This window comes from Streptomyces sp. 17_S59 (assembly GCF_056930295.1).
The window spans coordinates 494,714-519,278 of the sequence record NZ_JBXOWD010000001.1; the positions used below are offsets into that span (position 1 = coordinate 494,714).

The following is a 24,565-nucleotide window of genomic DNA, read 5'->3' on the forward strand; positions in this document are numbered from 1 at the left end:
GTGCGAGTGACCGCACCGACCGGGCGCCGCGAGCGCAAGAAGGCCCAGACCCGCCAGTCCCTGGCCGACGCCGCCCTTGAGCTCTTCCTCGAGCGCGGCTACGACCAGGTCGGTGTCAAAGACGTCGCCGACGCCGCCGACGTCTCGGTGACCACCCTGTTCAAGCACTTCTCCGGCAAGGAAGCCCTGGTCTTCGATCAGGACGACGACCTGGAAGCGGCGCTCGTCGCCGCCGTACGCGAGCGCCCCCCGGGCCAGTCGATCCCGCAGGCCTTGCGCGAGCACCTCCTGCTGACGCAGACCCAGTTCGCCGTCCACGCCGCAGACCCGCGGTTCGCCGACTTCACGCGCCTGGTGCAGGAGACCCCCGCGCTGCGCGATTACGCCCACCGCATGTGGACGCGCCACGAAGCGGCACTGACCAGGGCCATCGCCGAGGCTGTAAGTGCGCCCGAGGACGACATCAGCTGCGCCGCCCTGGCCCGTTTCGCCCTTGAGGCCCGCAGCCTCATCCTGCGGCACCCCGAACCGCACCGCGCTGCCGACGAGGCCTTCGCCCTGCTCGAACACGGCTGGGCGGCCTCCCATCCGGGCAACTGACCCGGTCTGCAAGGAGCCCCGGTGTACGCGGACGCGGTGCGCGCTCTCGGGAGCATCGGCATGACCGGTCGTCAGATCTGGGCTGCGTAGACGCGTTCCAGGGTGACCTTGCTGGTGGCGATGGTACGGCGGCGCAGGGCCTCGACGGCCTGAGGAAGGCGAGGCCGCGTCCGACGGCGGTCATGTCCCGCGTAGTGGTGTAGCCGGGTCGAGTTGGTCGATGTCCCGGGGGTAGATCTTGTCCATGCTGCCTTCGGGGAGGTAGCGGCGAGGGAAGGCGATCCATTCGTCGTGCATCTCGACGAGGACTGCGGTGGTGAGCCGTTCAAGGGCGTCGGGGTTGGGGAATATCTGGACGACGTCGGTGCGGCGCTTGATCTCGCGGTTGAGCCGTTCCAGCGGATTGGTCGACTGGATCTTCTTCCAGTGGCGTTCAGGGAAGTCCGCGAAGGTGTTGCGCAGGAAGTGAACGCGACATCGTTGGTAGCCGGCGCCGAGCATGACCTTGCGGACGGCTTTGACCAGGCCCGAGTGATGGTCGGCGATGACCAGGCGAACCCCGCTCAAGCCCCGCCCGCGCAGCGAGCGCAAGAATTCGGTCCAGAACACCTCGGTCTCGCTGTCGCCGACCATCAGGCCGAGGACTTCGCGACCGCCGTCCTCGTGATGCCGGTCGCAATGACCACGGTCTGGGAGACGATCTGGTGCTGGACGCGGGCCTTGCAGTAGGTCGCGTCCAGATAGATGTAGGGAGGGCGGATGTGATCCAGTGGCAGGGTGCGGAACACCGTCAGTTCGGTGTCGGGGTCGCCACTCAACGCGACACCATCTGGTAGTTCGCAGGTCGTCCGGGCCGAGCCGCGCGTCATCAACGCACCAGCCGGAGCCATGCACGGACCACGGTAAGAGCACCCGGCCAGCCGGGCCGGCGAGCAGCGGCTGGCGCAGCTGCGGGTGGGCGAAACCGTCCGGCACCTCCGCCCGAACGGCTGCCCGGCCCCGCTCAGCTCTTCCGCTCACCCAGGACACAGAATTCGTTGCCCTCCGGGTCGAGAAGGGTCACCCAGTGCTGCTCGTCCTGCACGGTATCGGCGCGCCGGGCACCGAGGGAGAGCAGCCGGGCGACCTCGGCCTCCTGGTCGTCGGGGCGGAAGTCGGGGTGGAGCCGGTTCTTCGACGTCTTGCCCTCGGGGACAGGCACGAAGAGCAGCCCCGGCAACCGGTCCGGCTCAGGCCGGATCTCGATGATCTCCTCGGATTCATCGACCACAACCCAGCCGAGAGCCTCGGCCCACCAGCGCCCGAGGGCGATGGGGTCGGAGGAGTCGACGATGATCTGTTCCCATTCCAGTGCCATGAGCGTGAGCATAAACAGGGTCGGCTGGCTGCCAGGGCTGGGGGGGTGACTGCCGTCGACCGCCGGTCCGGTGTGCGGACCGTGTCCCCCAGAGCGGTGTAGCAGCGCGATGCGGTAACAGCAAGTCGCGAGAAGTGATCGCTGCTACACCACTCCAGGGGACACCATCCCGACGGCACGGGTCCTGAATCGGCGGATCTCGTCGCCGCCGTGTGCTACGGCTCGGGTCTTGCCCAGCAGCAGTATGTCCCGCCAGGGCAGCTGCCCTCTGCCACGGCTAACGACGCTGCTGTGCAGGCCACCTGAACCGGCATCCAGCCGGACAGAACGTACATCGCGACCAGCAGCACCCGGTCCTCCAGCATCAGTACCCATGGACGGCCCGGTCGGCCAGGCTCAAGGGCTCTGCCGCCCTGCCGGTGGACAGCCCGCACCAGACGCTGAAACTGGCGCGGCCGGAGCCCGGTGAACACCTCTATGAGCTCGCGGCGTTGAGCGGTCACGATCTGCACGACCAGTTCAACGCCGCACCCGATCTGGAGTACGAGACAGGCTTTAAACTTGTTCCTTAACCTCCTCATCACGCTGTGTGATGAGGAGGTTAAGGAACAAGGTCAAGCCGAACAGCACCTGTCCGCTGGTGACGTGGGGCGCGTCCCTACGGGTGGATGCTCAGCCGGGTCAGTGCCGTGGTGTGTCGGATGCCCTCACCGATTACGCAGTCGGTCGGAAGGCTGCCCGGCACTGTCTGGATGGTCTTCTCGGCAGCCGCCCCTTTGCCGCGGCCGCCGACGACTGTTCCCTTGAGCAGGGCGGTGTTGATACCCGCCACGCGGACAGAGGGCCCGGCCTGGTAGGCGATGACCGTAGTGGCACCGTCCGCGTAGTGCAGGATCTCCTGGGACCGGTTCCAGGAGAGGAGCAGGCAGCTTCCTCCGGTCTCCCCCTCGGTGTGGTAAGCGGCCGTGATGCCGTGACCTGAGGCGTCCGTGCAGTGGTACGTCCCATTGACGGTGACCTTGGCGGATCCGGCGGAGGACAGGCCGAGCCCCGGCCCGTAGGTGATGTTCTCCTGGCCCGTGCAGTCCATGGCGGTATGGTCGTGCGCCTGCGCCGCGGGTACCCCGGCGACGGTGGCCGCGAGCAGGACGAGGGAGGACAAGGTGACTCCTGCGCCGCGCTTGCCGATCACGATGAGTCCTTTCGTAGCCCGAACACGGTGTGGACAGCGCCACTTGGCTACCCACTGACATCTCGGATCGCACCGCCTTCCTGGACGGTCAGGAGCATCATGGCGTCCCCACACCCCGGTGTGCGCCCTGCGCCTCACCGCACGCCCTGCCCGGGGCATTGCGGCGGCGTCACCGTGAACCATCACGGGACCTACGCGCAAAAGGAGTTACCGATGAGTGACGCGCGTCCGGCAGCACCCAGGGTGGCCTCCGTGGCGATGGCCGCACCTCCGCACCGGCACCGGCAGCAGGAGATCGCAGCCGTGTTCGCCGAGGCGTTCCTCGGCGCCGACGCCGCCGCGCGCCGGAAGTTCACCGGACTCGCGGCCCGTTCCGGCATCGAGTACCGCAACCTCTCCCTGCCATTGGCCGAATACCGTAAGCCCCGTGACTTCACCGAGTACAACCGGACGTGGGCGGCGATGGCCCGTCAAGTCGGCCAGCAGGCCCTGACCCGCGCCCTTCAGGCGGCGGAGATCTCACCCGACGAGGTCGGGGCCATCGTCACGACCACCACCACCGGGGCCTCGGTCGCGTCCTTCGACGCCGGCCTCGTCCAGCAGGTGGGCCTGGATCGGCATGTGGTCCGGATGCCACTGTTCGGCCTCGGCTGTGCGGGGGGCGCCGCCGGACTGGCGCGGGTGCATGACTATCTGCGCGGCCATCCGGACCAGGTGGCCGTCCTGGTCTCCGTCGAGCTGTGCTCGCTGAATTTCCAGTGCGCCGACACCTCGGTGGAAAATCTGGTGGCCACCGGCCTGTTCGGCGATGCCGGGGCGGCCGTCGTGGTTCTCGGAGCCCACCGGGCGCGGCGGGCTGTCGGTCCGGAGCTGATCGCGGCCCGCAGCTGCCTGCACCCGGGCACCGAACACCTGATGGGCATGCACCTGGGGACCGACGGGTTCGCAGTGTTCCTGGCCCCGGACGTCCCGGACGCCGCCGAGAAGCACCTGCCCGGCGAGGTGCACGGCTTTCTGGCCCAACACCGGCTGACCACGGCGGACATCACCTCCTGGATCTGCCACCCCGGCGGCCCGAAGGTCCTCGAGGCCCTGGACCGTTCCCTCCGCCCGCCGCCCGGTGCGCTCGCCCACAGCCGGACCTCGCTGGCCCAGTGCGGCAACATCTCGTCCGCCTCTGTACTGGACGTGCTGCACCGGACCTTGGCCGATGCCGGCGGCCCGCCCGCTCCCGGATCGCACGGCCTGCTGCTCGCCCTCGGCCCGGGACTCACCACCGAACTGGTGCTGCTCAACTGGCCGACTGACCTTGTTCCTTACCGTCGGGCCCGGCCATGTGGTCACTCTTTGGAGTGATTGCAGGGTATGGGGGAGGTCTTCCTCGTGATCCTGAACTCTGCAACGAGATGCAGGAGTTCACAGGGAGGGCCGTGGGATGAGTGTGCTGGTGTCGGCTGGCGGACGGGATGCGTTCGCGGAGCTGTCACGCTTTCGGACAGCCTTCTACGGGTGCCTGTCCAGGCGGGCGGACGCGTTCTTCGAACTGGCCGACGCGCTGTTGTGTGCGGACGGGCCGACGCGGACGCCGGTGGAGCTCTCGCTGCTTGCCGAGCACCAGCGCGGCTACGGTTCTCTGTACGCCGCCTTGAACCACGGCCGCCTCGACGCCGATGGGAACACCCCCACGGACGCGGGGGTGGTTCGTGAACTAAGGGCAATATCATGGCACTTCGCCCGTGCTCCCCGCGGACGCGGGACGAGGCCGAGCACGCCAGGGTCACGGCGCGGCTGCGGGCGCTGGCCGCGCGGCGGGGGGACGCATACCGGCCGGACGGCGCCGGGGAGCAGCAGGAGTCGCTGGAGGCGGCCTCGGCCGACGCGCTGTTCGACATCCTCGACAACGAGCTGGACGCCGGGTAGCGGCCACCGGTCGCAATCCCATGGTGAAGCGGTCCCGGGAACTGTTCCCGGGACCGCTTCACCATGCTTTCGTGACGGCCGTCAGTGCCGTTCTTGGGCATCATGCGCATCGTCGCCATCGGCCGCGCTGTTCTACAGCTTGTACGCGGTGGTGAGGAAGTCCAGGACGAGGGGGCTGGCGTGGGTGCGGAACTCCTCGAAGTAGGCGTGCCGGGCTTCGGGGATCAGATGGAGTCGGGCGTTGGGGATACGGTCGGTGAGCAGGTGTGCGTTGGCGGTGGGGTTGAGCAGGTCGTCGCTTCCGTGGAGGACCAGAGTGGGGGCGTTGATGTCCGGCAGGAGGTCCCAGGCGTTGTGCCGGTTGCTGGCCGCGAGGTGGTGGCGCCGGGCGTGGGCAGGCATGCCGGGGTCGCCGAGGGTGTAGTGCGGGCCGGGATGGGAGTCGAGCCATTGGGGGGTGTACATCAGCCCCAATAGGGCCTGTCGCGCGGCTCCGGGCTGAGGTTGCGTCAGGGCTTGGCGGACGTCGTTCCCGCGTTCGACGCTGTGCGGGCCGCCGGGTGAGGTGCAGCCGAGGACCAGGGCGCCCACCCGGTGGGGGTGGCGGGCCGCGAGCTGCTGGGCCACCCGTCCGCCCATGGACGTGCCGTAGACGTCGGCCCGGTCGATGCCGAGTTCGTCGAGGACGGCAATGACGTCCTGGGCGAACAGTTCGGTGCTGTAGGGGGTGTCGGGCTTGTCGCTGTCGCCGGTGCCGCGGTAGTCGAGCGTGAGGGTGCTGCGAGCGGGATGGAAGTCCGCGCGAATCGCGTCCCACCAGTGGTGGTTGTTGGCCTGGCCCGCCAGCAGGACCAGCGGCGTCCCCTGGCCCTGGAGCTGGTAGGCGATGAGAGTTCCGTCCGGTGTCATCGCGTACGTCATCGGCTTCCTCGCTCCCGCGTGGGATCTATCCGGGCCTGAGTGGGCGGTGAAGCCGGGGCGACCGTCTTGGTGCGCTTCGTCGCCACCGGCCGTGCAGGGCAACGTCATGGCTGCCGGTGCACAAGGCCGGCAGATGGCCCGCGTAGTCGGTTGCCGGAAGAACTACCGGCCCGGCCCTCAGACACCCGCTGCCACCGCGGCGCCCAGCCCCAGCAGGACGACGCCGGTCGTCACACTGAGCCCCCGCAGGACGGTCGGCCGCGATACCAAGGCGCGCCCTCGGCCGACGGCCCAGGTGAGCAGCAGGTACCAGGAGGCGCTGACGAGCGCCCACAAAGCTCCCAGGGCGACAGTCGACAGGAACACCGGGCCCTTCGCCGTCACGAACTGGGGCAGCACCGAGACGGCGAACACGCCGGCCTTCGGGTTGCCGAGGTTGGTGCTCAGGCCGGTGAGGTATCCGCCCGCGAAGCCGGTGCGGCGGCCGCCCTCGCGGGGCGGACGGGTGGAGACGGTGGTGAGCGCGGTCCGTAACGTCTTCACCCCGAGGATCATCAGCACGATGCCGCCTGCGATCCGGAGCGCCGCGTACGCGGTGGGGCTGGCCAGCAGGACGGCGGACAGCCCGGCCGCAGCGGCCGTGGACCACAGCAGGAAGCCGGTGGCGTTGCCCGCGAGCGTGCCTCGGACTGTGCGTTGGCCGCCTTCCAGAACCTGCCGGATCAACAGGGCTTGACTCGCGCCTGGCAGCATCGCCAGCAGCAAGGTGGTGGCGATGAAAACGGGCACATGCGTAGGCATGGGGAGAGAACCCTTCCAGGGATCGCGGTCGATGGGTGCACCACCAGGCTTCCTCTCCCAGACCTGTAAGAGAAGTTAAAAAAGAAGGGTGCAGCGTTAGGATTAGTGAATGGTGGTGGACCCGGGACAGCTCCGGCTTCTCGCATTGATCGAGCGGCACGGCTCCTTGACGGCGGCGGCTCACGCCCTCCAGCTCACGCCCGCGGCGGTCACACAGCAGGTGGTCAAGGCCGAGCGCGACTGGCAGGTGCCCCTGGTCATCCGTGGTCCTCGCGGAGCAACGCTCACCGCGGCCGGCGCGCTGCTCGCCTCCCACGGTCGAACCGTGAAGGAGGCGTCGGACAAGGCCGAGGCGCAACTGGCCGCGCTGCTCGGTCACCTCTCCCTACGGCTGCGGATCGGAACGTTCCAGGCGGCTGCCCTGCACCTGCTGCCCCCCGCCCTGACGGCCCTGCGGCACCGCAATCCGGACGCCGACGTCTCCGTCGTAGACGTGGTGTCCGGACGCGGAGCGGACGAGATCAGCGCAGGGCGCCTGGACCTCGCCATCGTCGCGTCCTGGGGCACACCGCTCGCGCCACCCCCGCACCTACGCGCCCACCCGCTCCTGCTGGACCCGATGGTCGTGGTTCTCCCCGACGACCACCCACTGGCCACGGGGGAGCCTGCGGACAGCGAACTTCACCTGGAACAACTGCGCGACGAATCGTGGGTTTCCATCCTGGCCGGCCACGCCGCCCGCGAACAGTTCCACGACGCTGCCCGCGAGGCCGGCTTCACTCCCACCGTGCGGTTCGAGACCGAGTCCTACGACGTTGTCCAGGCCCTCGTCGGCACAGGCAGCGCTGTGGCTCTGGTATCGCGCCTGGCCCTGACCCATGCGCCCGGCACCACCCATCGCGAACTGGCCCACCCCAGGCCCTACCGCCAGCTCTACGCCCTGACCAAAGCCGACGCCAGCCTCACACCACTCGCAGACATGCTGATCGACCTCCTACGCGATGTCGCCCGCGACATCACCGCCACCTGGGAGTCTCCCCTGCAAGAAGAGCAACGCTCATCGGACGGCCGTCGCTGGTGACCATGGGCTTCCCTTTGTGATCGCCGATCAACAAAAGCCTGAATGCTGACGGTGCGTCAGATTAGACCTAGGGGCTGTGTGGGGTTGTGATCAATCATCGGGTTCTGCCCCCGTCCGAGAGCGGAACCCGGTAGAACCTCGGGCGTGACGCGTAGGCAACTCAGCGACGACGAGTGGGCATTCATCGAGCACCACCTGCCGATCGGCCGGTTCGGCCCGTACCCCGAGCGGCTGCGTGACCAGTTCGAGGGCGTGATCTGGCGCTTCCGAGCCGGTGCCCAGTGGCGGGAGATGCCCGGGGAATTCGGTCCCTGGCCCACGGTCTACTCCCGTTTCCGTGCCTGGCGGGACGTCGGCGTCTTCACCGCGTTGCTGGAGGCGCTGATCGCGCAGGCCACCCGCGAGGGCAACACGGACCTGACGCTGGTCAGCGTGGACTCCACCACCGCCCGGGCCCACCACGACGCCGCCGGGATGCAGATCGACGACGAGGTGATGGAGGCCCTGGAGAAAGCCGCGCGGGAGCAGGAGAAGGCCCGGCAAAAAGGGGCAGCCAGGAGGGACGAAGCGGGCCGGACGGACAGGACGACGCCGGGCGGGACGAGCGACGACGCCAGCGGCGCCGACGCAAGGTCCGGCTGCAACAAGCCCTCCTCGGCCGCTCCCGGGGCGGGCTGACCAGCAAGATCCACCTCGCTGCGGACCGCAAGTGCCGCCCGCTGTCGTTCGTGCTGACCGTGGGGCAGGCCGCGGACAGCCCCCAGTTCATCCCCGTGTTGCGCAAGATCCGCGTCCGCGGGCCCGTCGGCCGTCCCCGCACCCGGCCCGGCGCGGTCGCGGCAGACAAGGCCTACTCGTCCCGCCACAACCGCGCCTACCTGCGAAGACGGCACATCAAGACAGTCATCCCGGAAGAGAAGGACCAGGCTGCCCACCGGAAGAAGAAGGGCCGCCGAGGCGGTCGCCCCGTCAGTCACGACGCCGGCCTCTACAAGGAACGCAACACCGTTGAGCGCCTGATCAACAAGCTGAAGGACTGGCGAGGCATCGCCACCCGCTTCGACAAGACGCCCGAGAGCTACCTCGCTGGCCTGCACTTGCGCGCCTCGATGATCTGGATCCGCGACCTGCAGAAAGCACTCACGTGATCACAACACCACACACCCCCTAGGTCGTGGTCCTCGGTGAAGGCGATCTCGGCCTCGGCGCCCTTCTCGGTGCCCAACAGCCGCAGGGCAGCGGGCCCTCGTTGTCCAGGCGCTTGACGAACATCCGGGCCGCGCGTATCGGGCCGACGGTGTGTGAACTCTACGGGCCGATGCCGATCGAGAACAGGTCGAAAACGCCGACCGCCGTGCTTGGGTACCTCTCACGCCTTTGTGTTGAGGAAAGAACGCCGGAATGCCGACCTCCCGAGGCTGTCAACCGGGGGAGGTCGGCATTGGCGTTCTTGCCGCGCCGTGCAGTGCCCAGCACGCTTTTGCTGCGGCGACCGGCGGCTCTGCTCGGTCCTACTCGGTCCGCAGCGCGGTGGCGGTCCGGGTCCGTGCCGCCCAGCTGGCCGGCAGCAGTGCGCCGAGCAGGGCGATCACGATCCCGCCGGCCAGCAGGGGGATGAGCAGCCCGGCGGTGTAGACGTGGGACACGCTCGGCGGCAGGTGCCGGCCGATCGCGTTCCCCATCGGGGTCAGCGTCGCCTTCTCCACCGCGACCCCGAGCGGTACCCCGATGAGTCCGGCGATCAGGCCGGTCAGTGTCACCGAGGTCAGGACCATCGCGATGGTCTGTTTGGGTGTCATCCCGAGGGCCTTGAAGATCCCCATGTCGTGGACCCGCTCCCGGGTGTCCTGCACAACCATGCTCAGCACCCCGAGCGCGGCGACCGCGGTCAACATCAGCGTGAATATCGCCACCAGGGTGCCCATGATGATCATCACGATGTTCTTGCCCCCGTCCGAGTGCGGCTGGACTGAGGCGTTCAGCGGGGTCAGCGCGGCGGCGGCTGAGGTGGACCAGTCCGTTCCGTTGACGTTGCCGGCCAGCTTGACGTTGAACTGGTCGATGTGCGGGGTCAGTCCTGCGGCGGTGAAGGTGGCCGCATCCGTCATGGCCGTATAGTCGCCCACGTTGGTGTCGAAGTTGATGCCGACGACCTTCAGCGACAGTTGCTTGTTCTGCTGCGCCACGGTGAGGTTGTCACCGACGTGGATCCCCACCGCCGAGGCCAGCTTGTCGCCGACCACGGCCTCGCCGGGCGCCGAGTACCAGCGGCCGGACACCAGCTCCATGTTCGTCCAGGAGAAGTCGCCGCTGACCGTGTACACGACCGGCGGTTCGCCGCCGATCGGCGCGCCGACCATGGTCGCGCCGCTATCGCCCCAGCCGAACGCGGCCTCCGTGCCCGGGACCTTGGCGAGCGCGGCGGCCACCTTGGCGACATCCAGGTACGCGTGGCGCGGGTCGTTGGGGCCGTAGCGACCCCAGGGCACGCCCACGTCGGCTGTGGGTATCACGAGCTTCGACGCGACGTTGAAGCCCGAGCTGATCGTAGTTTCCTGGTACTTGCTGAACGCGGTCCCCAACCCCACCGCGAAGGTGACGCTGACCGTGCCGAGCAGCACCGCCGCGCCGAGCAGTACGGCCCGGGCCGGCCGGGCGAAGGGCTGGGCCAACCCCAGCGACATGGCCCGTGGCAGCGGCAGCCGCGAGGCCAGACGCTGCGCAGTCCGACCGTGCTTGGCCTTCGGGGCGCGGCCGACCACCAGAGCCTGCACCGCCGGCATCCGGCCGGCCCGCAACGCCGGGATCGAAGCCGTGACGCCGACGACGAGCAGGGTGCCCAGCGACACCACGGCGCTGACCCACAACGGAATCGTGGCACTGGCCGCGCCGAGCTGCTTGCTGGCCTGGCCCAGGATCGGCGCAGCCAGGAGATTCCCGGATATCGTGCCGAGCACCACACCGAGTGTCGCCGGGATCATGGCCTGCGCGGTGTAGGCGCGGGCCACCTGCGAAGGGGCGAAGCCCAACGACTTCAGAATCCCGATGCGCCGGATTCCCGAGGCCACCGCGCCGCTGACCACGATCGAGATGATCAGCACTGACAGGACCAGCCCGAGGATCCCGAAGGCGATCAGGAACGGCACGTAGGCCTTGGCGTTGCCGGTCGCTTGCTGTTCCGCGGTCAGATACGACTGTCCGACCTCGACCGCGCCGGCCGGCACGGCGGCGGCCACCGCCTGCTTGTCGGTGGCGATGTCGGCGTTGGTCCCGGCCTTGGCGAACCGGTAAAGCATCTGCTCGTCGGTTTTGGCCCCGGCAGCGGTCAGCCGCGCGAAACCGTCGGCGGTGGCGAAGCCGGTCGCGCTGTTGGTCACCGAGCCGCCGAAGCCGACAACCTTGAACGACGGCTTGCCCGGCAGGGAAGAAAACACCACCGAAGAGCCGAAGCAGGCGTCAGCATAGTTGTTCGCCGGGAGGGCGATCTCGCCCGGGCTGGTCGGCCAGCGCCCCTGGGTCAGCACCAGCTGGTCCATCCCGGAGGTGCTACCCAGGTCGGGCCGGGTGGTGACGGTGATCGGATGGTTGTCGTGACCGGCCCAATTGGTCTTGGGGCAGTCGGTGCCGACGGTCGTGTCCAACGCGGCGGCGATCGGGTACGGCCCGGCCGCCTCGGTGACACCGGCGGCGTGCGCGGTGGCGGTGGCCTGCGCGGCCGTGACCTTCGAACCGTCGAACTGGACCGCCAGGTGCGCTCCATTCCGGGTGTTGAAAGCGTGCTCGAACGGGGCCTGCACGGCGGTCAGCAGGCCGAGGGAGAGTACTGAGGACATCACCGCGGTGAACGTCGTCAAAGCCATGACGAGGGACTGGACCCGACGCCGGCCCACGCCGGAGCGTACGACCTTGCCAAGGACGCTCACCGGCTCACCACCAGCAGCATGCGGGCCATGGCGTGGAATCCGGCCTCGAAGAGGCGCCGGGGCATCGGCGGCTTGCGCAGCGTCATCCGACCGCTCCCGTCGGACGGGTCAGCCGCGCGTGGGCGGCCAGGCCGGCACCGCTGCCACTGTTGACGACGTCCCGCGCGACCGCACCGTCCACCAACTCGATGGTGCGGTGCGCGGTGGTGGCGGCCAGCTGCACGTCGTGGGTCACCAGCAAGATGGTCTGGCCCTGGGCGTTCAGATCCAGCAGCAGCTGGCGCACGTCCTCGACCGAGCTCGAGTCCAGCGCGCCGGTGGGCTCGTCAGCCAGCAACAACGCCGGCTTGTTCATCAGGGCCCTGGCCACCGCCACCCGTTGCCGCTGGCCACCAGACAGCCGCTGCGGATAGGCCCTGACATGCCGCTCGATACCCAGCGAGCCGAGCAGCTCGACGGCCCGGCGCTTCGCCTCACCCTTGCCCATCCCAGCCAGCTGCGCCGGAACCATGACGTTGTCCAACACGGTCAGATCGTCGAGCAGATTGAAGAACTGGAAGATCATGCCGATCGAGGCCCGGCGGTACTTCGCCGATCCGGCCTCACCAAGCTGATCGACGCGCGTGCCGTCGACGGTGACACTGCCGCTGGAGGGCTTGTCCAAACCGGCAATCAGGTTCAGCAGCGTGGACTTCCCACTGCCGGAATGGCCGAGGATCGCCACACAATCACCGGACGCCACGGACAAGGTCACACCGGCCAGCGCGGGCGGGCCGTCATCGTATTTCTTCGTCGCCTCGCGGACGTCGATCATCGGCGCATTCATCATGTCCACGAACCTACGAACAGAGCACGATCCGTCGCGTCGGCCGGCGGGTGTCACCTCTCCCCCCAGGCCGTCGGCCCGGCGGTGTACCCCGCGTACATCCCCGGGGCGACGCGCAGAGCCGACGCCACTGAATACGATCTCCGTATGGAAGAGCTTCTCCAGCGTCTCTCGACATCGAAGCGCGTGACCTGGCTGATGTCACAGGCCGTGGTGCCGGCCACCGCCTGCTTCTACGCGATGCTGCTCCCCTGGACGATGCCGACCCCTGAGGACGGCCTGTTCCGGTTCCCCGACCTCGAGCCCGTCCAGATGCTGGGTCTGTACGTCGTGCTCGCCCTTCCGGTTCTGCTGGTGCGCCGTTTGCCGGCGACCGTCTTCGCGGTGATCCTGGGCGAATCAGTCCTCGGCGAGGCCTTCGGCGCGCGGCCCTTGATCGTGTTCGTCCTGCTCGTCGCCTTGGGCGGGTACCTCGCCGCCCGGCGGCCGAAGGCTGCCGCCGTCGGCTCCGTCGCGGCCGTCGCGGCCGCGTTCGTCAACGACATCCACGGCTACCCCGGGGAGACCGTCGGCGACGCGGCCCAGTGGACCGGGGGGCTCGCGTTGTGGTTCGCGGTCGCGTGGGTCTTCGGCGGGGTGTATCGCAAACGCCGTGAATACCTCGAAGCCCTGCACGAACAGAGGGCGGCCCGCGCCGTCATGGCCGAGCGGCTGCGGATCGCCCGCGAACTGCACGACAGCGTCGCGCACAGCATCGGGATCATCACGGTGCTGTCGGGAGCGGCGGCGCGGGTCGTGGAGACCAAGCCCGAGCAGACGCGGCAGGCGCTGACCGGCATCGAGTCCACCAGCCGCCAGACGCTGCTCGAGCTGCAGCGCATGCTCGGGGCGCTCCGCCGCGCCGAGCCGGACGACGCCATGCCGGGGGCCGCTCCGCTGGCGCCGGCCGGCAGCCTGGCCGACGTCCCGCAGCTCGCTGAACGCACGGCCGACGCCGGGGTGCGGGTCCACGTGACCTGGCAGGGCGAGCGGCGTCCACTACCGCCGGAGATCGAGCTGTCGGCATTCCGGATCATCCAGGAGTCGGTGACCAACGTGGTGCGGCATTCCGGGGCGCGGACGTGCCGGGTCGCGGTCGGTTACGAGCCGGAAGGAGTGAGGATCGAGGTGGTGGACGACGGGGACGACGGTTCCGGCGGGCCGGGCCGTCCGAGGCACTCCGCGGCCGGCGGGAGCGGCTTCGGCCTGCTCGGCATGTGCGAGCGAGTGACGTTGCTGTCCGGCCAGTTCAGCGCGGGCCGGCGTCCGGAGGGCGGATTCCGGGTGACGGCGAGCCTCCCGGCATGAGCGTGCGAGTGCTGCTGGCCGACGACCAACCCCTGATGCTGGTCGGGCTCGCCATCCTGATCGGCAACACCGACGACCTGGAGGTGGTCGGCGAGGCCGGCGACGGCCGCGAGGCGGTACGCCTGGTGCGTGAGCTGCGGCCGGACGTCGTGGTGATGGACATCCGGATGCCGGGCATGGACGGGATCGAGGCGACCCGGCAGGCGACCGCCGAGCCGGACCCGCCCAAGGTGCTGGTGCTGACGACCTTCGACGACGACGAGTACGTCTACGGCGCACTCCGCGCCGGGGCCAGCGGATTCCTGCTCAAGAGCATGGCCCTGGACGCGATCCTGGACGCGATCCGCGTGGTAGCGGCCGGCGACGCGCTGATCGCGCCGAGCGTGACCCGACGGCTGATCGCGGACTTCGCCGGAACGTCCGGCCCCGCGGCCCCCGAACCGGACGCCGAGCCCGCCGCGGACTCACCTCTCATCGCGCGGATCACCGACCGGGAGCGCGAGGTACTGGCACTGGTCGGACAGGGACTGTCGAACGGTGAGATAGCCGAGCGGTTGGTGATCAGCGCGGCGACGGCGAAGACCCATGTCGCGCGTCTGTTCGCCAAGCTCGAGGCGCGAGACCGCGTCCACCTGGCGATCATCGCCTTCGACACCGGACTCGTGCCGCGTAGACGGTAGGGCAGGACGAGAAGAACGATCGCCGACCACGAGTTCGCCGCGTTCGCCAGATGCGCCAGCTCACCCACCTGCACCCGGGCCTCTGCCGGAGGTCACCTCGGGCAGAAGACCGAGAGCGTCGTAGCCCGCTTCCGCGGTCGAGGAGGATCGGACCAAGGAAAAACCTTTGGCAACGTCAGCGCCTTGTACGTGCTTCATCGCTGCTTCACTGGCGTGGACCGGCCGATGCGCTCGTAGCCCGGCCGGAGCGCGTCGGGGCCGGCACCGCCGACACGGGCCGGGATCAGCAGCACCGACCGGCCGCCCACCCGGGCCTCCGGCGGCGGAACCACCCCGGCGAACGATCTACCCCACAGACACCCGTCCACGACCAGCACGAGTACCCACGAACCCTGCCACACCAGCACGCTGACCAGCCACTTCACCTACAGCAACGAACGCTACGAGGACAACATCCTGCCCACGGGCCTGTCCTTCGGAAGCCCCGAAGACGCCCTCGACTGCGCCGTCGGCCTCTACCTCGGCGCCCCCGCCAGCTGACCGGCAACCCCCGAAGGATCAACGCGGCGCTGCACTAGGAGTCGTGCACCGCCTCTGCAAGAGAAGTCGTGGACACGCCCTGAGCCGAAGGTGGTCCTTCAGCTCTTTCAGGGGCAGGCCGAGGGCGCGGGCGAGGTAGCGATCAGTAACGGCGGAGTCGTGACGTACGGGGTGTCAGTCACGTCAGCGCCTCCGGAGGTTCGTTCGCGGGCACTGCGATGGCCCGGCTCTCCGGCTCCGGTTCGCGCTCGTCGGAGGGCTGCCCCTCCGGGGCCGTGCTCGTCACCGGCACCTTCCGCAGCAGGGCGGCCGCGGTGACCGCCATGACCGCCAGGAGCCCGGCCGTGGTCCAGGAGGCGGTGCGCAGCCCGTGGGCGAAGGCGTCCCGGGCGGCGGAGAGGAGTGCGTCCCCCTGGTGCGGCGGCAGTTGACCGGTGGCCTCCACGGCGCCGCCGAGCGTGTCCCGGGCGGTGTCCAGCGCGTGCTGGGGCAGGCCGGAGGGAGCGCTGCGGGCGATGTCGTGGCGGTACACGGCGGTGCCGATGCTGCCCAGTACGGCGATGCCCAGGGCGCCGCCGAACTCCGTGGCGGTCTGGGACAGTCCGGAGACCGCGCCCGCGCGGTCGGCCGGGGCGGTCGCGATGACCAGGTCCGAGGTGGTGGTCATGGTCAGGGTGATGCCGGCGGACATCACGACCGTCCCGGTGACCAGGAGTGCGACGCCCGAGCCGGCGTCGAGGGTGGCGAGCACGCCGTAGCCGGCGGCCGCGACCGCGAGCCCGCAGGTCACCACGGCCGCCGGGTGCACCGCCCGGACGAGCACCGGTGCGAGGGCGGAACTCACCAGGGCGGCGCCCGCCGCGGGCAGTGCCCACAGCCCGGCCTCCAGCGGGCCCATGCCGAGCACCATCTGGAGGTACTGGGTGGTGAACAGGCCCGAGCCGACCAGCGAGAAGACGGCCAGCACGCTGGTGGCCACGGCGGCGCTGAAGGCGCGGCCGCGGAACAGCCGGACGTCCAGCATGGGCTCGTCCAGCCTGCGCTGGCGCCGGAGGAAGTACCAGCCGATGGCCAGCCCGGCTGCGATGGCGGCGACGGGGGCCGTTCCCGCCCCGTCCTCGGCGATCTTCTGGATGCCGTAGATGGCGGGCAGTACGGCGGCCAGTGAGAGGACCGAGCCGGTCCAGTCGAACCGCTCGGGTGCGGCGCCCCTGGACTCCGGGAGCACCAGCGGTGCGAGGATCAGCAGCAGCGCCATGACGGGCAGGTTGACCAGGAAGACCGAGCCCCACCAGAAGTGCTCCAGCAGCACCCCGCCCAGCAGCGGGCCGAGGACGGCTCCGGCGGCGAAGGCGGCGGTCCACACGGCGATGGCGATCCTGCGCTGCCCGTCGTGGGTGAACATGTTGCGGATCAGGGAGAGCGTGGAGGGCATCAGGGTGGCGCCGCCGACGCCGAGCAGGGCGCGGGTGCCGATCAGCACGGCCGGGTCGGAGGCGTAGGAGGCCGCTGCGGAGGCCAGGCCGAAGAGCAGGGCGCCGGTCATCAGCAGCCGGCGGCGGCCGATGCGGTCGCCCAGGGTTCCCATGGTCAGCAGGAGCCCGCTGAGGACGAAGGGGTAGATGTCGACGATCCACAGGAGCTGGGCGCTGCTGGGTTCCAGCCGTCCGCTGATGAAGGGCAGTGCGTAGGACAGTACCTGCATGTCCAGGGAGACCAGCAGGACGGGGAGGACGAGGACGGCGAGGCCGGTCCACTGCCGTCGCCCGGCCCGCTCCCCTGTCCCGCCCTGCGCTGTACCGCCCTGCGCTGTACCGGTGTCGCTCACTGTCTGGGGGCTCCTGTCGGTGGGTGCGCTCGGGCCCTGTCGCCTCAGGCGTTCAGATAGGCGAGCACCGCGAGGACCCGTCGGTTGTCGTCGCCCGAGGCGGCCAGCCCCAGCTTGTTGAAGATGTTGTTGGTGTGTTTGCTGACCGCTTTCTCGGTGACGAAGAGCTTGGCGGCGATGGCGGCGTTGGAGCGTCCTTCGGCCATCAGCGCCAGGACTTCGCGCTCGCGCTCGGTCAGGGTGTGCACCGGGCTGGTCGCGGTGTTGTGCTTGGTCAGCAGTTCGGAGACGACTTTGGGGTCCATGACCGTGCCGCCCGCCGCCACTTGCCGGACCATGTCGACGAACTGGCGGACGTCGAAGACCCGGTCCTTGAGCAGATAGCCCACTCCCCCGCTGTGGTCGGAGAGCAACTCGCGGGCGTAGAGCTGTTCGACGTGCTGGGAGAGGACGAGCACGGGCAGCCCCGGCACCTGTTCGCGGGCCTTGATGGCGGCCTGGAGGCCCTCGTCGGTGAAGGTGGGCGGCAGCCGCACGTCGACCACGGCGACGTCGGGGCGGTGGGTGACCAGGGCGCGCAGCATCGAGGGGCCGTTGTCCACCGCCTCGACCACTTCGAAGTCGTGGGCCGTGAGCAGCTGCACCATGCCCTCCCGCAGCAGGGCCAGGTCCTCGGCGATCACAACACGCACGGCAACTCCATGGTCAAGAGGGTGGGTCCGCCCACCGGGCTGCTGATGTCCAGCGCTCCGTCGAATGCGGCGAGCCTGCGTTGCAGGCCGCGCAGGCCGCTGCCGCCCTCGGGATCGGCGCCGCCGCGCCCGTTGTCGCCGACCTGCATGTGCAGACGGCCCTCGGAGTGGGACAGCCGCACCCAGGCGCGGTCGGCGCCGCTGTGCTTGGTGACGTTGGCCAGTGCTTCGGCGATGGCGAAGTAGGCGGCGGACTCGACGGGCGGATGGGGCCGGGAGGGCAGGGCGATGTCCACCTCGACCGGGAGGGCCAGGGACACGACCAGGGCCCGTACCGCGCCCTCCAGTCCGCGTTCGGCGAGGACGGGCGGGTGGATGCCGCGCACCAGGTCGCGGAGTTCGGCGAGGGCCGCGCTGCTGGACTCCATGGCCTGGGCGAGGAGTTTGCGGACCATGGCGGGGTTGCTCTCGACGAGGGTGTCGGCCAGGCCCAGGCTCATGCCCAGGGACACCAGGCGGGCCTGTGCCCCGTCGTGCAGGTCGCGCTCGATGCGCCGGAGTTCGGCGGCCTGGGCGTCCACGGTCTCCGAGCGGGTCTCGGTCAGCCGCTCCACGCGCAGGGCGAGCCGGGCGTTGCGGGTGGGGGCGAGCAGCAGGCGGGCGAAGCGGGCATGCAGGCGGAGCAGCAGCGGTCCGGCGAGCAGGCCCAGCGCCACGAGCAGGGCGCCCTGGGGGATGGCGAGGCACGCTTCGGTCTGGTTCCCGATGGGCCAGATCACGCCGAATCCCCAGTGGGGGCCCATGCGTTCCCACAGCAGGGGGGTGACGAGGATGCCGTTGAGCCCGTAGGCGACCAGGGAGGCGGGCAGCAGGCCCAGGACCAGTCCGGTCGGCGCGTCCAGCAGCATCCACAGCAGGTCGCGCCAGGTGGCGGGGTCGGCGAGCAGTCGGCGGCAGTGCGCCCAGGAGCCGACGGCCTCGTGCGCCTCGGTGTCCTTGCCGGTGCGGTAGGGCCCGTCGATGGTCACGCCGGACCAGGAACCGGCCACCCGCCGCTGGTAGTCGGCCAGTCCGCGGACCGCGATCATCACGACCGGCAAGGCGAACAGGCCCACGCCCAACGGCACGGCGGCGACGGCGAGGACGGCAGTGATGAACAGGACGAGGCTGCCGAGCTGGGCGAGCACGGCGATCAGCAGGCCGCGGCCGCACGCGCGCAGCCGCTCCGCATGCCCGGGTGACCCCCGTAAGCGTCCCGCCCCTGCGTTGCCCACCTTGCTCCGACCTCCTGCGTCATCCGGAAGCGCGTTCCTCCGGACGGACCCATCATGCAGGACGGGCCGCCGGGCGCAGCGTCGCGGTTCCTCAAGGATCGCGCGTGAACTGCGGGCGAAGCAGTGGGGAATGCCCCAGAGCCGAAGGTGGAGTTTTGCCCACCCCCTTCGGGGTCGTATCTCCCTGTGCCGGTGCACCCTCCGCTCCCTAGCGTGGATGACGTGATCGCGTCCCCTCAACGCGACGGGTACAGGGAGCTTGGACATGGACACCACCGCAGTCGACGACACGGTACGGCTCAACGCGGTTCGCAAGGTCTACGGCAGGGACGGCAACTGCGTGACCGCGCTCGACGGCGTCACGCTGGGCTTCCGGCGGGGCAGCTTCACCGCCGTGATGGGCCCGTCGGGCTCGGGGAAGAGCACCCTCCTGCAGTGCGCGGCGGGGCTCGACCGGCCGACCTCGGGCACGGTCCTGCTGGACGGCGAGGACCTCGGCGGCTACGACGAGACCGCGCTGACCAAGCTGCGGCGCGAGCGCATCGGCTTCATCTTCCAGGCGTTCAACCTGCTGCCGGCGCTCACCGTGATGCAGAACATCACGCTGCCGCTGAAGCTGGCCGGGCGCCGCCCCAACCGGGCCCGGGTGACGGAGGTCGTCGACCGGGTCGGGCTCGGCGAGCGCACGCGCCACCGCCCGGCCGAGCTGTCCGGCGGCCAGCAGCAGCGGGTGGCCATCGCCCGTGCCCTGGTCACCCAGCCCGCGGTGGTCTTCGCCGACGAGCCCACGGGCGCGCTGGACACCCGCACCGCCCGCGAAGTGCTGCAGCTGATGCGGGAGTCGGTGCGGGAGCTGGGGCAGACGATCGTGATGGTCACCCACGACCCGGTGGCGGCCTCGTACGCGGACCGGGTGGTCTTCCTGGCCGACGGCCGGTTCGTGGGCGACCTCTACAACCCCACGCCCGAGGTCGTCGCCGAGCGGATGACGCACCTGGGCGCCTGGGCGGACGAGGCGCGCCCGGCCCGCACCCCGCAGGTTCAGCGCACGGCTGGGGGCACGTTCTGATGCTGTCCCTCGCTCTGCGCACGCTGCGGTTCCGCAAGGGCGGATTCGTGGCCACGTTCGTCGCCATGTTCTTCGGCGCGGCCCTGATCATGGCCTGCGGCGGGCTGATGGAGACCGGTGTGAGCAACGCCGTGCCGCCGCAGCGGCTGGCCGCCGCGCCCGTCGTGGTGGCTGGCAGCCAGAAGCACGGCTCCTCCGAACTCGCCGAGCGGGTCCGGCTGGACGGGGCGCAGGTGCGCTCCGTCGCCGCGGTCCCCGGCGTCGCCGAGGCCGTTCCCGATGTGTCCTTCCCCGCCACCGTCGTGCGCGACGGGCGCCCGGTGACCGACCCGGGTGACGCGGGCACCAAGTCCGAGCACCGCTCCTACGGCCACGGCTGGCAGTCCGCGCAACTCGCCCCGTACCGGCTCGTCTCCGGCAGCCGGCCGGGCGCTGCCGGGCAGGTGGTCCTGGACTCCGGGCTGGCCGCCGAGGCCGGTGCGAAGGTCGGGGACCGGGTGCAGGTGGTGGTCGGCGGCGAGCCGCAGCAGTTCCGGCTGTCCGGGATCGTCCGCCAGGCGGGGGGCCGGGAGGCCGACCGGCCCGCGGTGTTCTTCACCGACGAGCAGGCGCGGCAGCTGGCCGGGCACCCCGGCACGGTGGACGCCGTGGGCGTGCTGCCCCGGAAGGGCGTCGACGCCGGCGAACTCGCCGGCCGGGTCCGGCAGGCGCTGGACGGCACGGCCGCCGTCACGCTGACCGGGGACGACCGGGGGCTGGCGGAGTTCCCGCAGGCCGCGGGCACCAAGAAGAGCCTGATCACACTGTCTGCGATCTTCGGCGGCTGGGCGGTCATGGTGGCGATGTTCGGGGCCGCGTCCACGCTCGGCCTCACCGTCGCCCAACGCCACCGTGAAATGGCCCTGATGAAGGCGATCGGCACCACCCCGGGGCAGCTGCGCCGGATGATCCTGGGCGAGACGCTGGTGGTCGCGGTGCTCGCCGCCGTGCTCGGCACACTGCCCGGCGCGGCGCTCGGCGAGCTGCTGTACGACAAACTCGTGGACGCCGGAATGATCTCCGGGGCCGTGGAGTTCCGGCTCGGCCTCGTCCCGGCCCTGGTCGCGGTGGGCGCCTCGCTGCTGGCCGCCGTCGGCGCCGCGTACCTCACCGCCCGCAAGGTCGCCCGGACCAGCGCCACCGACGCCATGGCCGCCAGCGCCGTGGAGGGCCGCTGGCTGACCCGGGGCCGGGTGATCCTCTCCGCGGTCTTCCTGGTGGGCGGTGCGGGCATGGCCGTGATGACCATGACCATGATGTCCGGCGACCTGACGGCGAGCACCGCCGGACCGGCCTGCATCATGTGGGCCATCGGCCTGGCCCTGCTCGCGCCCGGCTTCACCAGGGCCGTCGTGCTGCTGCTCCAGGGCCCGCTGCACGCGGTCTCCGGGCTGCCGGGCAGGCTGGCGGTGCTCAACGCCAAGGCGCACCGGGTCCGGATGGCCGCCACGATCACGCCCGTCGTCCTGCTGACCGGCATCGCCACCGGAACCCTCTACATGCAGCAGATCGAGGACGCCTCCAACCGCAAGGCGCACACCGGCATCCTGCGCGCCGACAACGTGCTGACCTCCTCCGTCGGCGGCCTGGACGACGGGCTGCCGGAGCGGGTGCGGCAGGTGCCCGGCGTCGCCGCGGCCTCCGCGTACGTCGCCAGCACCGGCTTCGTCGACAGCCCGAAGGACCCCGACCAGAGCGGCGACGGCTGGCCGCTGCAGGGCGTCGGCAGCGACAAGAACCTCTCGGTGAAGGTGGCCTCCGGCAGCCTGGCGGACCTCGGCGGCAACAGCGTCGCCCTGCCCACCGAGCGCGCCCGGGCCCTGGGGCGGGGCGTCGGGGACACCGTCACCCTGCGGCTGGGCGACGGCACACGGGTCGCGGTGAAGGTGGTGGCCACGTACAGCACGGACGGCGAGTCCACCGCGCTGCTGCTGCCCGCCCGGCTGCTGGCGGCGCACACCACCGACGGGGCGGCGAGCCAGATCCTGGTGCGCCGGGCCGACGGTGCCGACGCCGCCGCGGTCACGGCGGCCCTGACCGAGGCGGTCGGGGACCGGCCCGGCGTGCGGGTCTCCGACAGCAGCGCGCTGACCGCCGAGCGCACCGCCGGGCAGCAGAACCTGGCAACGATCAACTACCTGGTGGTGGGCATGATCGTCGGCTACACCGCGATCTCCGTGGTGAACAGCCTGATCGCGGCAACCGGGCGGCGGCGCAGGGAGTTCGGGCTCCAGCAGCTCACGGGGTTCACCCGGCGGCAGGTGATGACGATGATGTGCCTGGAGAGCGTGCTCACTTCGGTGGTCGGGATCCTCCTGGGCACGGTGGCCTCCGCCGTCACGTTCTTCCCCTACAGCGTGGCCAAGCTGGACCGGCTGGTGCCCGATGTGCCGCTGTGGATCTATCTGGTGATCGTGGCCGGAGCGGCGGCCGTCACCTTCGCGGCGACGCTGCTGCCGACCTGGCGGGCCACGCGGTTCCGGCCCGTGGAGGCCGCGACCGCGGCGCCCTGACCGGGCCGACCGCACCACCCCTGGACCATCCCTGGACCACCCCGAGGAGCCGGAAGTTCATCCCCCGTAGGACTGGCCGGCTGGAAGGGCCTCACCGTCCCCCGACGGTGAGGCCCTTCCTTTGTCCCGAACCCCTAAACCCCCGTGGACCGGGGCGCATAGGGGTTGGAACACCCGCGGCACCGGTGAGACGCTGCACCGGCAGACGGCACACGGCGCAAGGGGTCACCGAGTTGAGCAGCAGCCTTCAGCAGAGCGGCGAATGGATACAGCGCTTCCACCCCGCTCCCGACGCCAAGACCCGGCTCGTCTGTTTTCCGCACGCGGGCGGCGCGGCGAGCTACTTCCACGGCGTCTCCACGGCCCTGACGCCCGGCATCGAGGTGCTGGCGGTCCAGTACCCCGGCCGCCAGGCGCGCCGGCACGAGCCCGTGCTGCGCAGCATCGAGGAGGTGGCGCGGCACGCGGCCGACGCGCTGCTGCCGTGGGCCGACCGGCCGCTGGTGCTGTTCGGGCACAGCATGGGCGCCATGGTGGCGTTCGAGGTGGCCAGGCGGCTGGTGTCCGAGGGGCATGCCCCGCTGTCGCTGGTCGTCTCCGGCCGGCGCGCGCCGACGAGGGTCCGGCAGGAGAACGTGCACCAGCGCGACGACGCGGGGATCATGGCCGAGATGCAGCGGCTGGGCGGCACGGACTTCCGGCTGCTGGACGACCCGGAGCTGCGGGACCTGTTCCTGCCGGTGATCCGCGCCGACTACGAGGCCGTCGAGACCTACCGCTACCGGCCCGGCCCGCCGCTCCCCTGCCCGGTGCTGGCGCTGCTGGGGGACGGCGACCCCATGGCCACCCTCGAGGAGACCCGCGACTGGGCGGAGCGCACCTCCGCGGCCTTCGAGCTGAAGACGTTCCCGGGCGGGCACTTCTACCTCAACTCCCGGGCCGCGGAGGTGACGGGGGCCATCCGGGAACACATCGCGTCCCTGACGGGCTGAGTCGGGCAGCGCCCCGAAGGGGCGCGGGGAACTGCGCGACCAGCCACGGCGGCGCCGCAGCCGATCGACGACCCGTCGCGGCACTTCCAGCGGAGCGCTCAGGGCTGCCGGGCCAGCAGGAGCTGTCCCGGCTCCGCGGTCACGGACCGGGTCAGCAGCCCGCTGTCGGCCCGCAGGATCCGCAGGTGCAGTTCCTGGAGCTGCCGGCTCGGGTCGATGCCCAGGGTCTCCGCGAGCGTCCGGCGCAGCTCCATGTAGGCGGCCAGCGCCTCGGCCTGCTTGCCGGACCGGTAGAGGGCGAGCATCAGCTGGAGCCAGTGCGGCTCGCGCAGGGGGTTCGCCGCCGTCAGCGAGCGCAGCTCCCCGATCAGCTCCTGGTGACGGCCCAGTTCGAGGTCGGCGTCGATGCGGGCCTGGACGGCCTCGGACTTGAGGCCCTCCAGTTCGGTGATGCGGTGGGCGACGGCCGGGGTGGCGTTGGCGTCCGCGTAGGGCTCTCCGCGCCACTGGGCGAGCGCGCGCGTGAGGTACCGGGAGGCGACGCGCGGCTCACCCGCGGCCAGGGCCGCCTTTCCCTCCCGGACCAGGCGCTCGGCGCGGACGGCGTCGAGGTGGTCCGGGGGGATGTCCAGGACGTATCCGGAGGGACGGGTGAGCAGCCACCGGCCCTCCGGGTCGCCCAGTGCCCGCCGGAGCCGCAGGACGGCCACGGCCACCGCCTTGCGGTCGGTGGCGGGCGGGTTGTCGGCCCAGACCTCCTTGAGGATGCGCTCGGTCGACATGGCCTGCCCCACCTGCACAGTCAACGCGGCAAGCAAAGTGCGAACGCGAATGCCGTTGACCGACACGCCCGTTCCGGCGCTTCTGGTGGACCGGACCTCCAAGGGGCCGAGTATTCCCACCTGAGGCGGAGAGTGCAGCTTTACGCATTCCGCCCCTCCGGGTGATTTCAGCACCGGCCCTCCCCCTG

General features: G+C 70.6%; 21 protein-coding genes and 4 pseudogenes. 12 read left to right on the forward strand and 13 right to left on the reverse strand.

Features of this window, described 5'->3' with window-relative positions; translation table 11 throughout:
* Nucleotides 1-6: 6 nt before the first annotated feature.
* Nucleotides 7-600 carry a TetR/AcrR family transcriptional regulator gene (locus AC1Z4A_RS02030; RefSeq protein ID WP_483676082.1) on the forward strand — a complete coding sequence of 198 codons (594 nt, stop codon included), beginning with the start codon at nt 7-9 and terminating at the stop codon, nt 598-600.
* Between the two features lie 180 nt (nt 601-780).
* On the opposite strand, the pseudogene AC1Z4A_RS02035 reads toward AC1Z4A_RS02030, so the two are convergent.
* Both AC1Z4A_RS02035 and AC1Z4A_RS02040 read right to left on the reverse strand, forming a co-directional pair.
* Nucleotides 781-1,418, reverse strand: a pseudogene (locus AC1Z4A_RS02035) (transposase); the annotation flags it as partial.
* 185 nt (nt 1,419-1,603) lie between these two features.
* On the reverse strand, nt 1,604-1,957 hold the full coding sequence (locus AC1Z4A_RS02040) for a VOC family protein (protein ID WP_483676083.1): 354 nt from the start codon (nt 1,955-1,957) through the stop codon (nt 1,604-1,606).
* 419 nt (nt 1,958-2,376) lie between these two features.
* Here AC1Z4A_RS02040 and AC1Z4A_RS02045 point away from each other — a divergent pair, with 419 nt between their 5' ends.
* A complete protein-coding gene (locus tag AC1Z4A_RS02045; RefSeq protein ID WP_483676084.1) occupies nt 2,377-2,529 on the forward strand; it encodes a hypothetical protein in 153 nt (50 codons plus the stop codon).
* An 86-nt stretch (nt 2,530-2,615) separates the two neighbouring features.
* Here AC1Z4A_RS02045 and AC1Z4A_RS02050 read toward each other — a convergent pair whose 3' ends face one another.
* Nucleotides 2,616-3,149 (reverse strand): hypothetical protein, encoded by a 534-nt coding sequence (locus tag AC1Z4A_RS02050; protein ID WP_483676085.1) that lies wholly within the window; start codon nt 3,147-3,149, stop codon nt 2,616-2,618.
* A 213-nt stretch (nt 3,150-3,362) separates the two neighbouring features.
* Here AC1Z4A_RS02050 and AC1Z4A_RS02055 point away from each other — a divergent pair, with 213 nt between their 5' ends.
* The 3 genes and pseudogenes from AC1Z4A_RS02055 to AC1Z4A_RS02065 all read left to right on the forward strand — a co-directional run bounded on the left by AC1Z4A_RS02055 (nt 3,363) and on the right by AC1Z4A_RS02065 (nt 5,069).
* Nucleotides 3,363-4,505 (forward strand): type III polyketide synthase, encoded by a 1,143-nt coding sequence (locus AC1Z4A_RS02055; protein ID WP_483676086.1) that lies wholly within the window; start codon nt 3,363-3,365, stop codon nt 4,503-4,505.
* A gap of 79 nt (nt 4,506-4,584) precedes the next feature.
* Nucleotides 4,585-4,809, forward strand: a pseudogene (locus AC1Z4A_RS02060) (transposase); the annotation flags it as partial.
* A 62-nt stretch (nt 4,810-4,871) separates the two neighbouring features.
* Complete coding sequence (locus AC1Z4A_RS02065) at nt 4,872-5,069, forward strand: hypothetical protein (protein ID WP_483683794.1); 198 nt, start codon at nt 4,872-4,874, stop codon at nt 5,067-5,069.
* 132 nt (nt 5,070-5,201) lie between these two features.
* Here AC1Z4A_RS02065 and AC1Z4A_RS02070 read toward each other — a convergent pair whose 3' ends face one another.
* The gene (locus AC1Z4A_RS02070) at nt 5,202-5,990 is read right to left on the reverse strand and encodes an alpha/beta fold hydrolase (RefSeq protein ID WP_483676087.1); all 789 of its coding nucleotides are present in this window, start codon (nt 5,988-5,990) and stop codon (nt 5,202-5,204) included.
* A gap of 177 nt (nt 5,991-6,167) precedes the next feature.
* Entirely contained in the window at nt 6,168-6,791 is a 624-nt protein-coding gene (locus AC1Z4A_RS02075) for a LysE family translocator (protein ID WP_483676088.1), read from the reverse strand.
* 109 nt (nt 6,792-6,900) lie between these two features.
* Between AC1Z4A_RS02075 and AC1Z4A_RS02080 the strand changes: the two genes are divergently transcribed.
* Nucleotides 6,901-7,872 carry a LysR family transcriptional regulator gene (locus AC1Z4A_RS02080; RefSeq protein WP_483676089.1) on the forward strand — a complete coding sequence of 324 codons (972 nt, stop codon included), beginning with the start codon at nt 6,901-6,903 and terminating at the stop codon, nt 7,870-7,872.
* Nucleotides 7,873-8,016: 144 nt separating this feature from the next.
* Nucleotides 8,017-9,020: pseudogene (locus tag AC1Z4A_RS02085) on the forward strand (IS5 family transposase).
* An 88-nt stretch (nt 9,021-9,108) separates the two neighbouring features.
* Here the strand turns inward: AC1Z4A_RS02085 and AC1Z4A_RS02090 are convergent.
* From AC1Z4A_RS02090 to AC1Z4A_RS02100, 3 genes and pseudogenes are all read right to left on the reverse strand, one after another.
* Nucleotides 9,109-9,207 (reverse strand): annotated as a pseudogene (locus tag AC1Z4A_RS02090) (serine dehydratase beta chain); the annotation flags it as partial.
* A gap of 176 nt (nt 9,208-9,383) precedes the next feature.
* A complete protein-coding gene (locus AC1Z4A_RS02095) occupies nt 9,384-11,732 on the reverse strand; it encodes an ABC transporter permease (protein WP_483676090.1) in 2,349 nt (782 codons plus the stop codon).
* Between the two features lie 145 nt (nt 11,733-11,877).
* Complete coding sequence (locus tag AC1Z4A_RS02100; RefSeq protein WP_483683480.1) at nt 11,878-12,621, reverse strand: ABC transporter ATP-binding protein; 744 nt, start codon at nt 12,619-12,621, stop codon at nt 11,878-11,880.
* A 147-nt stretch (nt 12,622-12,768) separates the two neighbouring features.
* On the opposite strand from AC1Z4A_RS02100, the gene AC1Z4A_RS02105 reads away from it, so the two are divergent.
* Together AC1Z4A_RS02105 and AC1Z4A_RS02110 are read left to right on the forward strand one after the other, a co-directional pair.
* Nucleotides 12,769-13,968, forward strand: a complete 1,200-nt coding sequence (locus AC1Z4A_RS02105; protein ID WP_483676091.1) for a sensor histidine kinase — start codon at nt 12,769-12,771, stop codon at nt 13,966-13,968.
* A complete protein-coding gene (locus AC1Z4A_RS02110) occupies nt 13,965-14,648 on the forward strand; it encodes a response regulator (protein ID WP_483676092.1) in 684 nt (227 codons plus the stop codon). The genes AC1Z4A_RS02105 and AC1Z4A_RS02110 overlap by 4 nt, the downstream gene beginning before the upstream one ends.
* A 194-nt stretch (nt 14,649-14,842) precedes the next feature.
* Here AC1Z4A_RS02110 and AC1Z4A_RS02115 read toward each other — a convergent pair whose 3' ends face one another.
* The 4 genes from AC1Z4A_RS02115 to AC1Z4A_RS02130 all read right to left on the reverse strand — a co-directional run bounded on the left by AC1Z4A_RS02115 (nt 14,843) and on the right by AC1Z4A_RS02130 (nt 18,982).
* Entirely contained in the window at nt 14,843-15,073 is a 231-nt protein-coding gene (locus tag AC1Z4A_RS02115) for a hypothetical protein (RefSeq protein WP_483676093.1), read from the reverse strand.
* 293 nt (nt 15,074-15,366) lie between these two features.
* Nucleotides 15,367-17,016, reverse strand: a complete 1,650-nt coding sequence (locus tag AC1Z4A_RS02120; RefSeq protein WP_483676094.1) for an MFS transporter — start codon at nt 17,014-17,016, stop codon at nt 15,367-15,369.
* A 44-nt stretch (nt 17,017-17,060) separates the two neighbouring features.
* Complete coding sequence (locus AC1Z4A_RS02125) at nt 17,061-17,708, reverse strand: LuxR C-terminal-related transcriptional regulator (protein WP_483676095.1); 648 nt, start codon at nt 17,706-17,708, stop codon at nt 17,061-17,063.
* Nucleotides 17,696-18,982 carry a sensor histidine kinase gene (locus tag AC1Z4A_RS02130; protein ID WP_483676096.1) on the reverse strand — a complete coding sequence of 429 codons (1,287 nt, stop codon included), beginning with the start codon at nt 18,980-18,982 and terminating at the stop codon, nt 17,696-17,698. The genes AC1Z4A_RS02125 and AC1Z4A_RS02130 overlap by 13 nt, the downstream gene beginning before the upstream one ends.
* Nucleotides 18,983-19,247: 265 nt before the next feature.
* On the opposite strand from AC1Z4A_RS02130, the gene AC1Z4A_RS02135 reads away from it, so the two are divergent.
* The 3 genes from AC1Z4A_RS02135 (at nt 19,248) to AC1Z4A_RS02145 (ending at nt 23,595) form a co-directional block, all read left to right on the forward strand.
* Entirely contained in the window at nt 19,248-20,051 is an 804-nt protein-coding gene (locus AC1Z4A_RS02135; protein ID WP_483676097.1) for an ABC transporter ATP-binding protein, read from the forward strand.
* Nucleotides 20,051-22,603, forward strand: coding sequence for an ABC transporter permease (locus AC1Z4A_RS02140; RefSeq protein WP_483676098.1), 2,553 nt, complete (start codon nt 20,051-20,053; stop codon nt 22,601-22,603). Before AC1Z4A_RS02135 ends, AC1Z4A_RS02140 begins: the two co-directional genes overlap by 1 nt.
* Nucleotides 22,604-22,836: 233 nt before the next feature.
* The gene (locus AC1Z4A_RS02145) at nt 22,837-23,595 is read left to right on the forward strand and encodes a thioesterase II family protein (protein ID WP_483676099.1); all 759 of its coding nucleotides are present in this window, start codon (nt 22,837-22,839) and stop codon (nt 23,593-23,595) included.
* 98 nt (nt 23,596-23,693) lie between these two features.
* On the opposite strand, the gene AC1Z4A_RS02150 is transcribed toward AC1Z4A_RS02145, so the two are convergent.
* Complete coding sequence (locus tag AC1Z4A_RS02150; RefSeq protein WP_483676100.1) at nt 23,694-24,551, reverse strand: AfsR/SARP family transcriptional regulator; 858 nt, start codon at nt 24,549-24,551, stop codon at nt 23,694-23,696.
* Nucleotides 24,552-24,565: the final 14 nt, after the last annotated feature.

Bases quoted from the DNA above. Each gene is read 5' to 3' on its own strand.
- AC1Z4A_RS02040 (WP_483676083.1), bottom strand. From the start codon at position 1,957: ATGGCACTGGAATGGGAACAGATCATCGTCGACTCCTCCGACCCCATC.
- AC1Z4A_RS02055 (WP_483676086.1), top strand. From the start codon at position 3,363: ATGAGTGACGCGCGTCCGGCAGCACCCAGGGTGGCCTCCGTGGCGATG.
- AC1Z4A_RS02065 (WP_483683794.1), top strand. From the start codon at position 4,872: ATGGCACTTCGCCCGTGCTCCCCGCGGACGCGGGACGAGGCCGAGCAC.
- AC1Z4A_RS02070 (WP_483676087.1), bottom strand. From the start codon at position 5,990: ATGACGTACGCGATGACACCGGACGGAACTCTCATCGCCTACCAGCTC.
- AC1Z4A_RS02075 (WP_483676088.1), bottom strand. From the start codon at position 6,791: ATGCCTACGCATGTGCCCGTTTTCATCGCCACCACCTTGCTGCTGGCG.
- AC1Z4A_RS02080 (WP_483676089.1), top strand. From the start codon at position 6,901: ATGGTGGTGGACCCGGGACAGCTCCGGCTTCTCGCATTGATCGAGCGG.
- AC1Z4A_RS02095 (WP_483676090.1), bottom strand. From the start codon at position 11,732: ATGGCTTTGACGACGTTCACCGCGGTGATGTCCTCAGTACTCTCCCTC.
- AC1Z4A_RS02100 (WP_483683480.1), bottom strand. From the start codon at position 12,621: ATGAATGCGCCGATGATCGACGTCCGCGAGGCGACGAAGAAATACGAT.
- AC1Z4A_RS02105 (WP_483676091.1), top strand. From the start codon at position 12,769: ATGGAAGAGCTTCTCCAGCGTCTCTCGACATCGAAGCGCGTGACCTGG.
- AC1Z4A_RS02110 (WP_483676092.1), top strand. From the start codon at position 13,965: ATGAGCGTGCGAGTGCTGCTGGCCGACGACCAACCCCTGATGCTGGTC.
- AC1Z4A_RS02135 (WP_483676097.1), top strand. From the start codon at position 19,248: ATGGACACCACCGCAGTCGACGACACGGTACGGCTCAACGCGGTTCGC.
- AC1Z4A_RS02140 (WP_483676098.1), top strand. From the start codon at position 20,051: ATGCTGTCCCTCGCTCTGCGCACGCTGCGGTTCCGCAAGGGCGGATTC.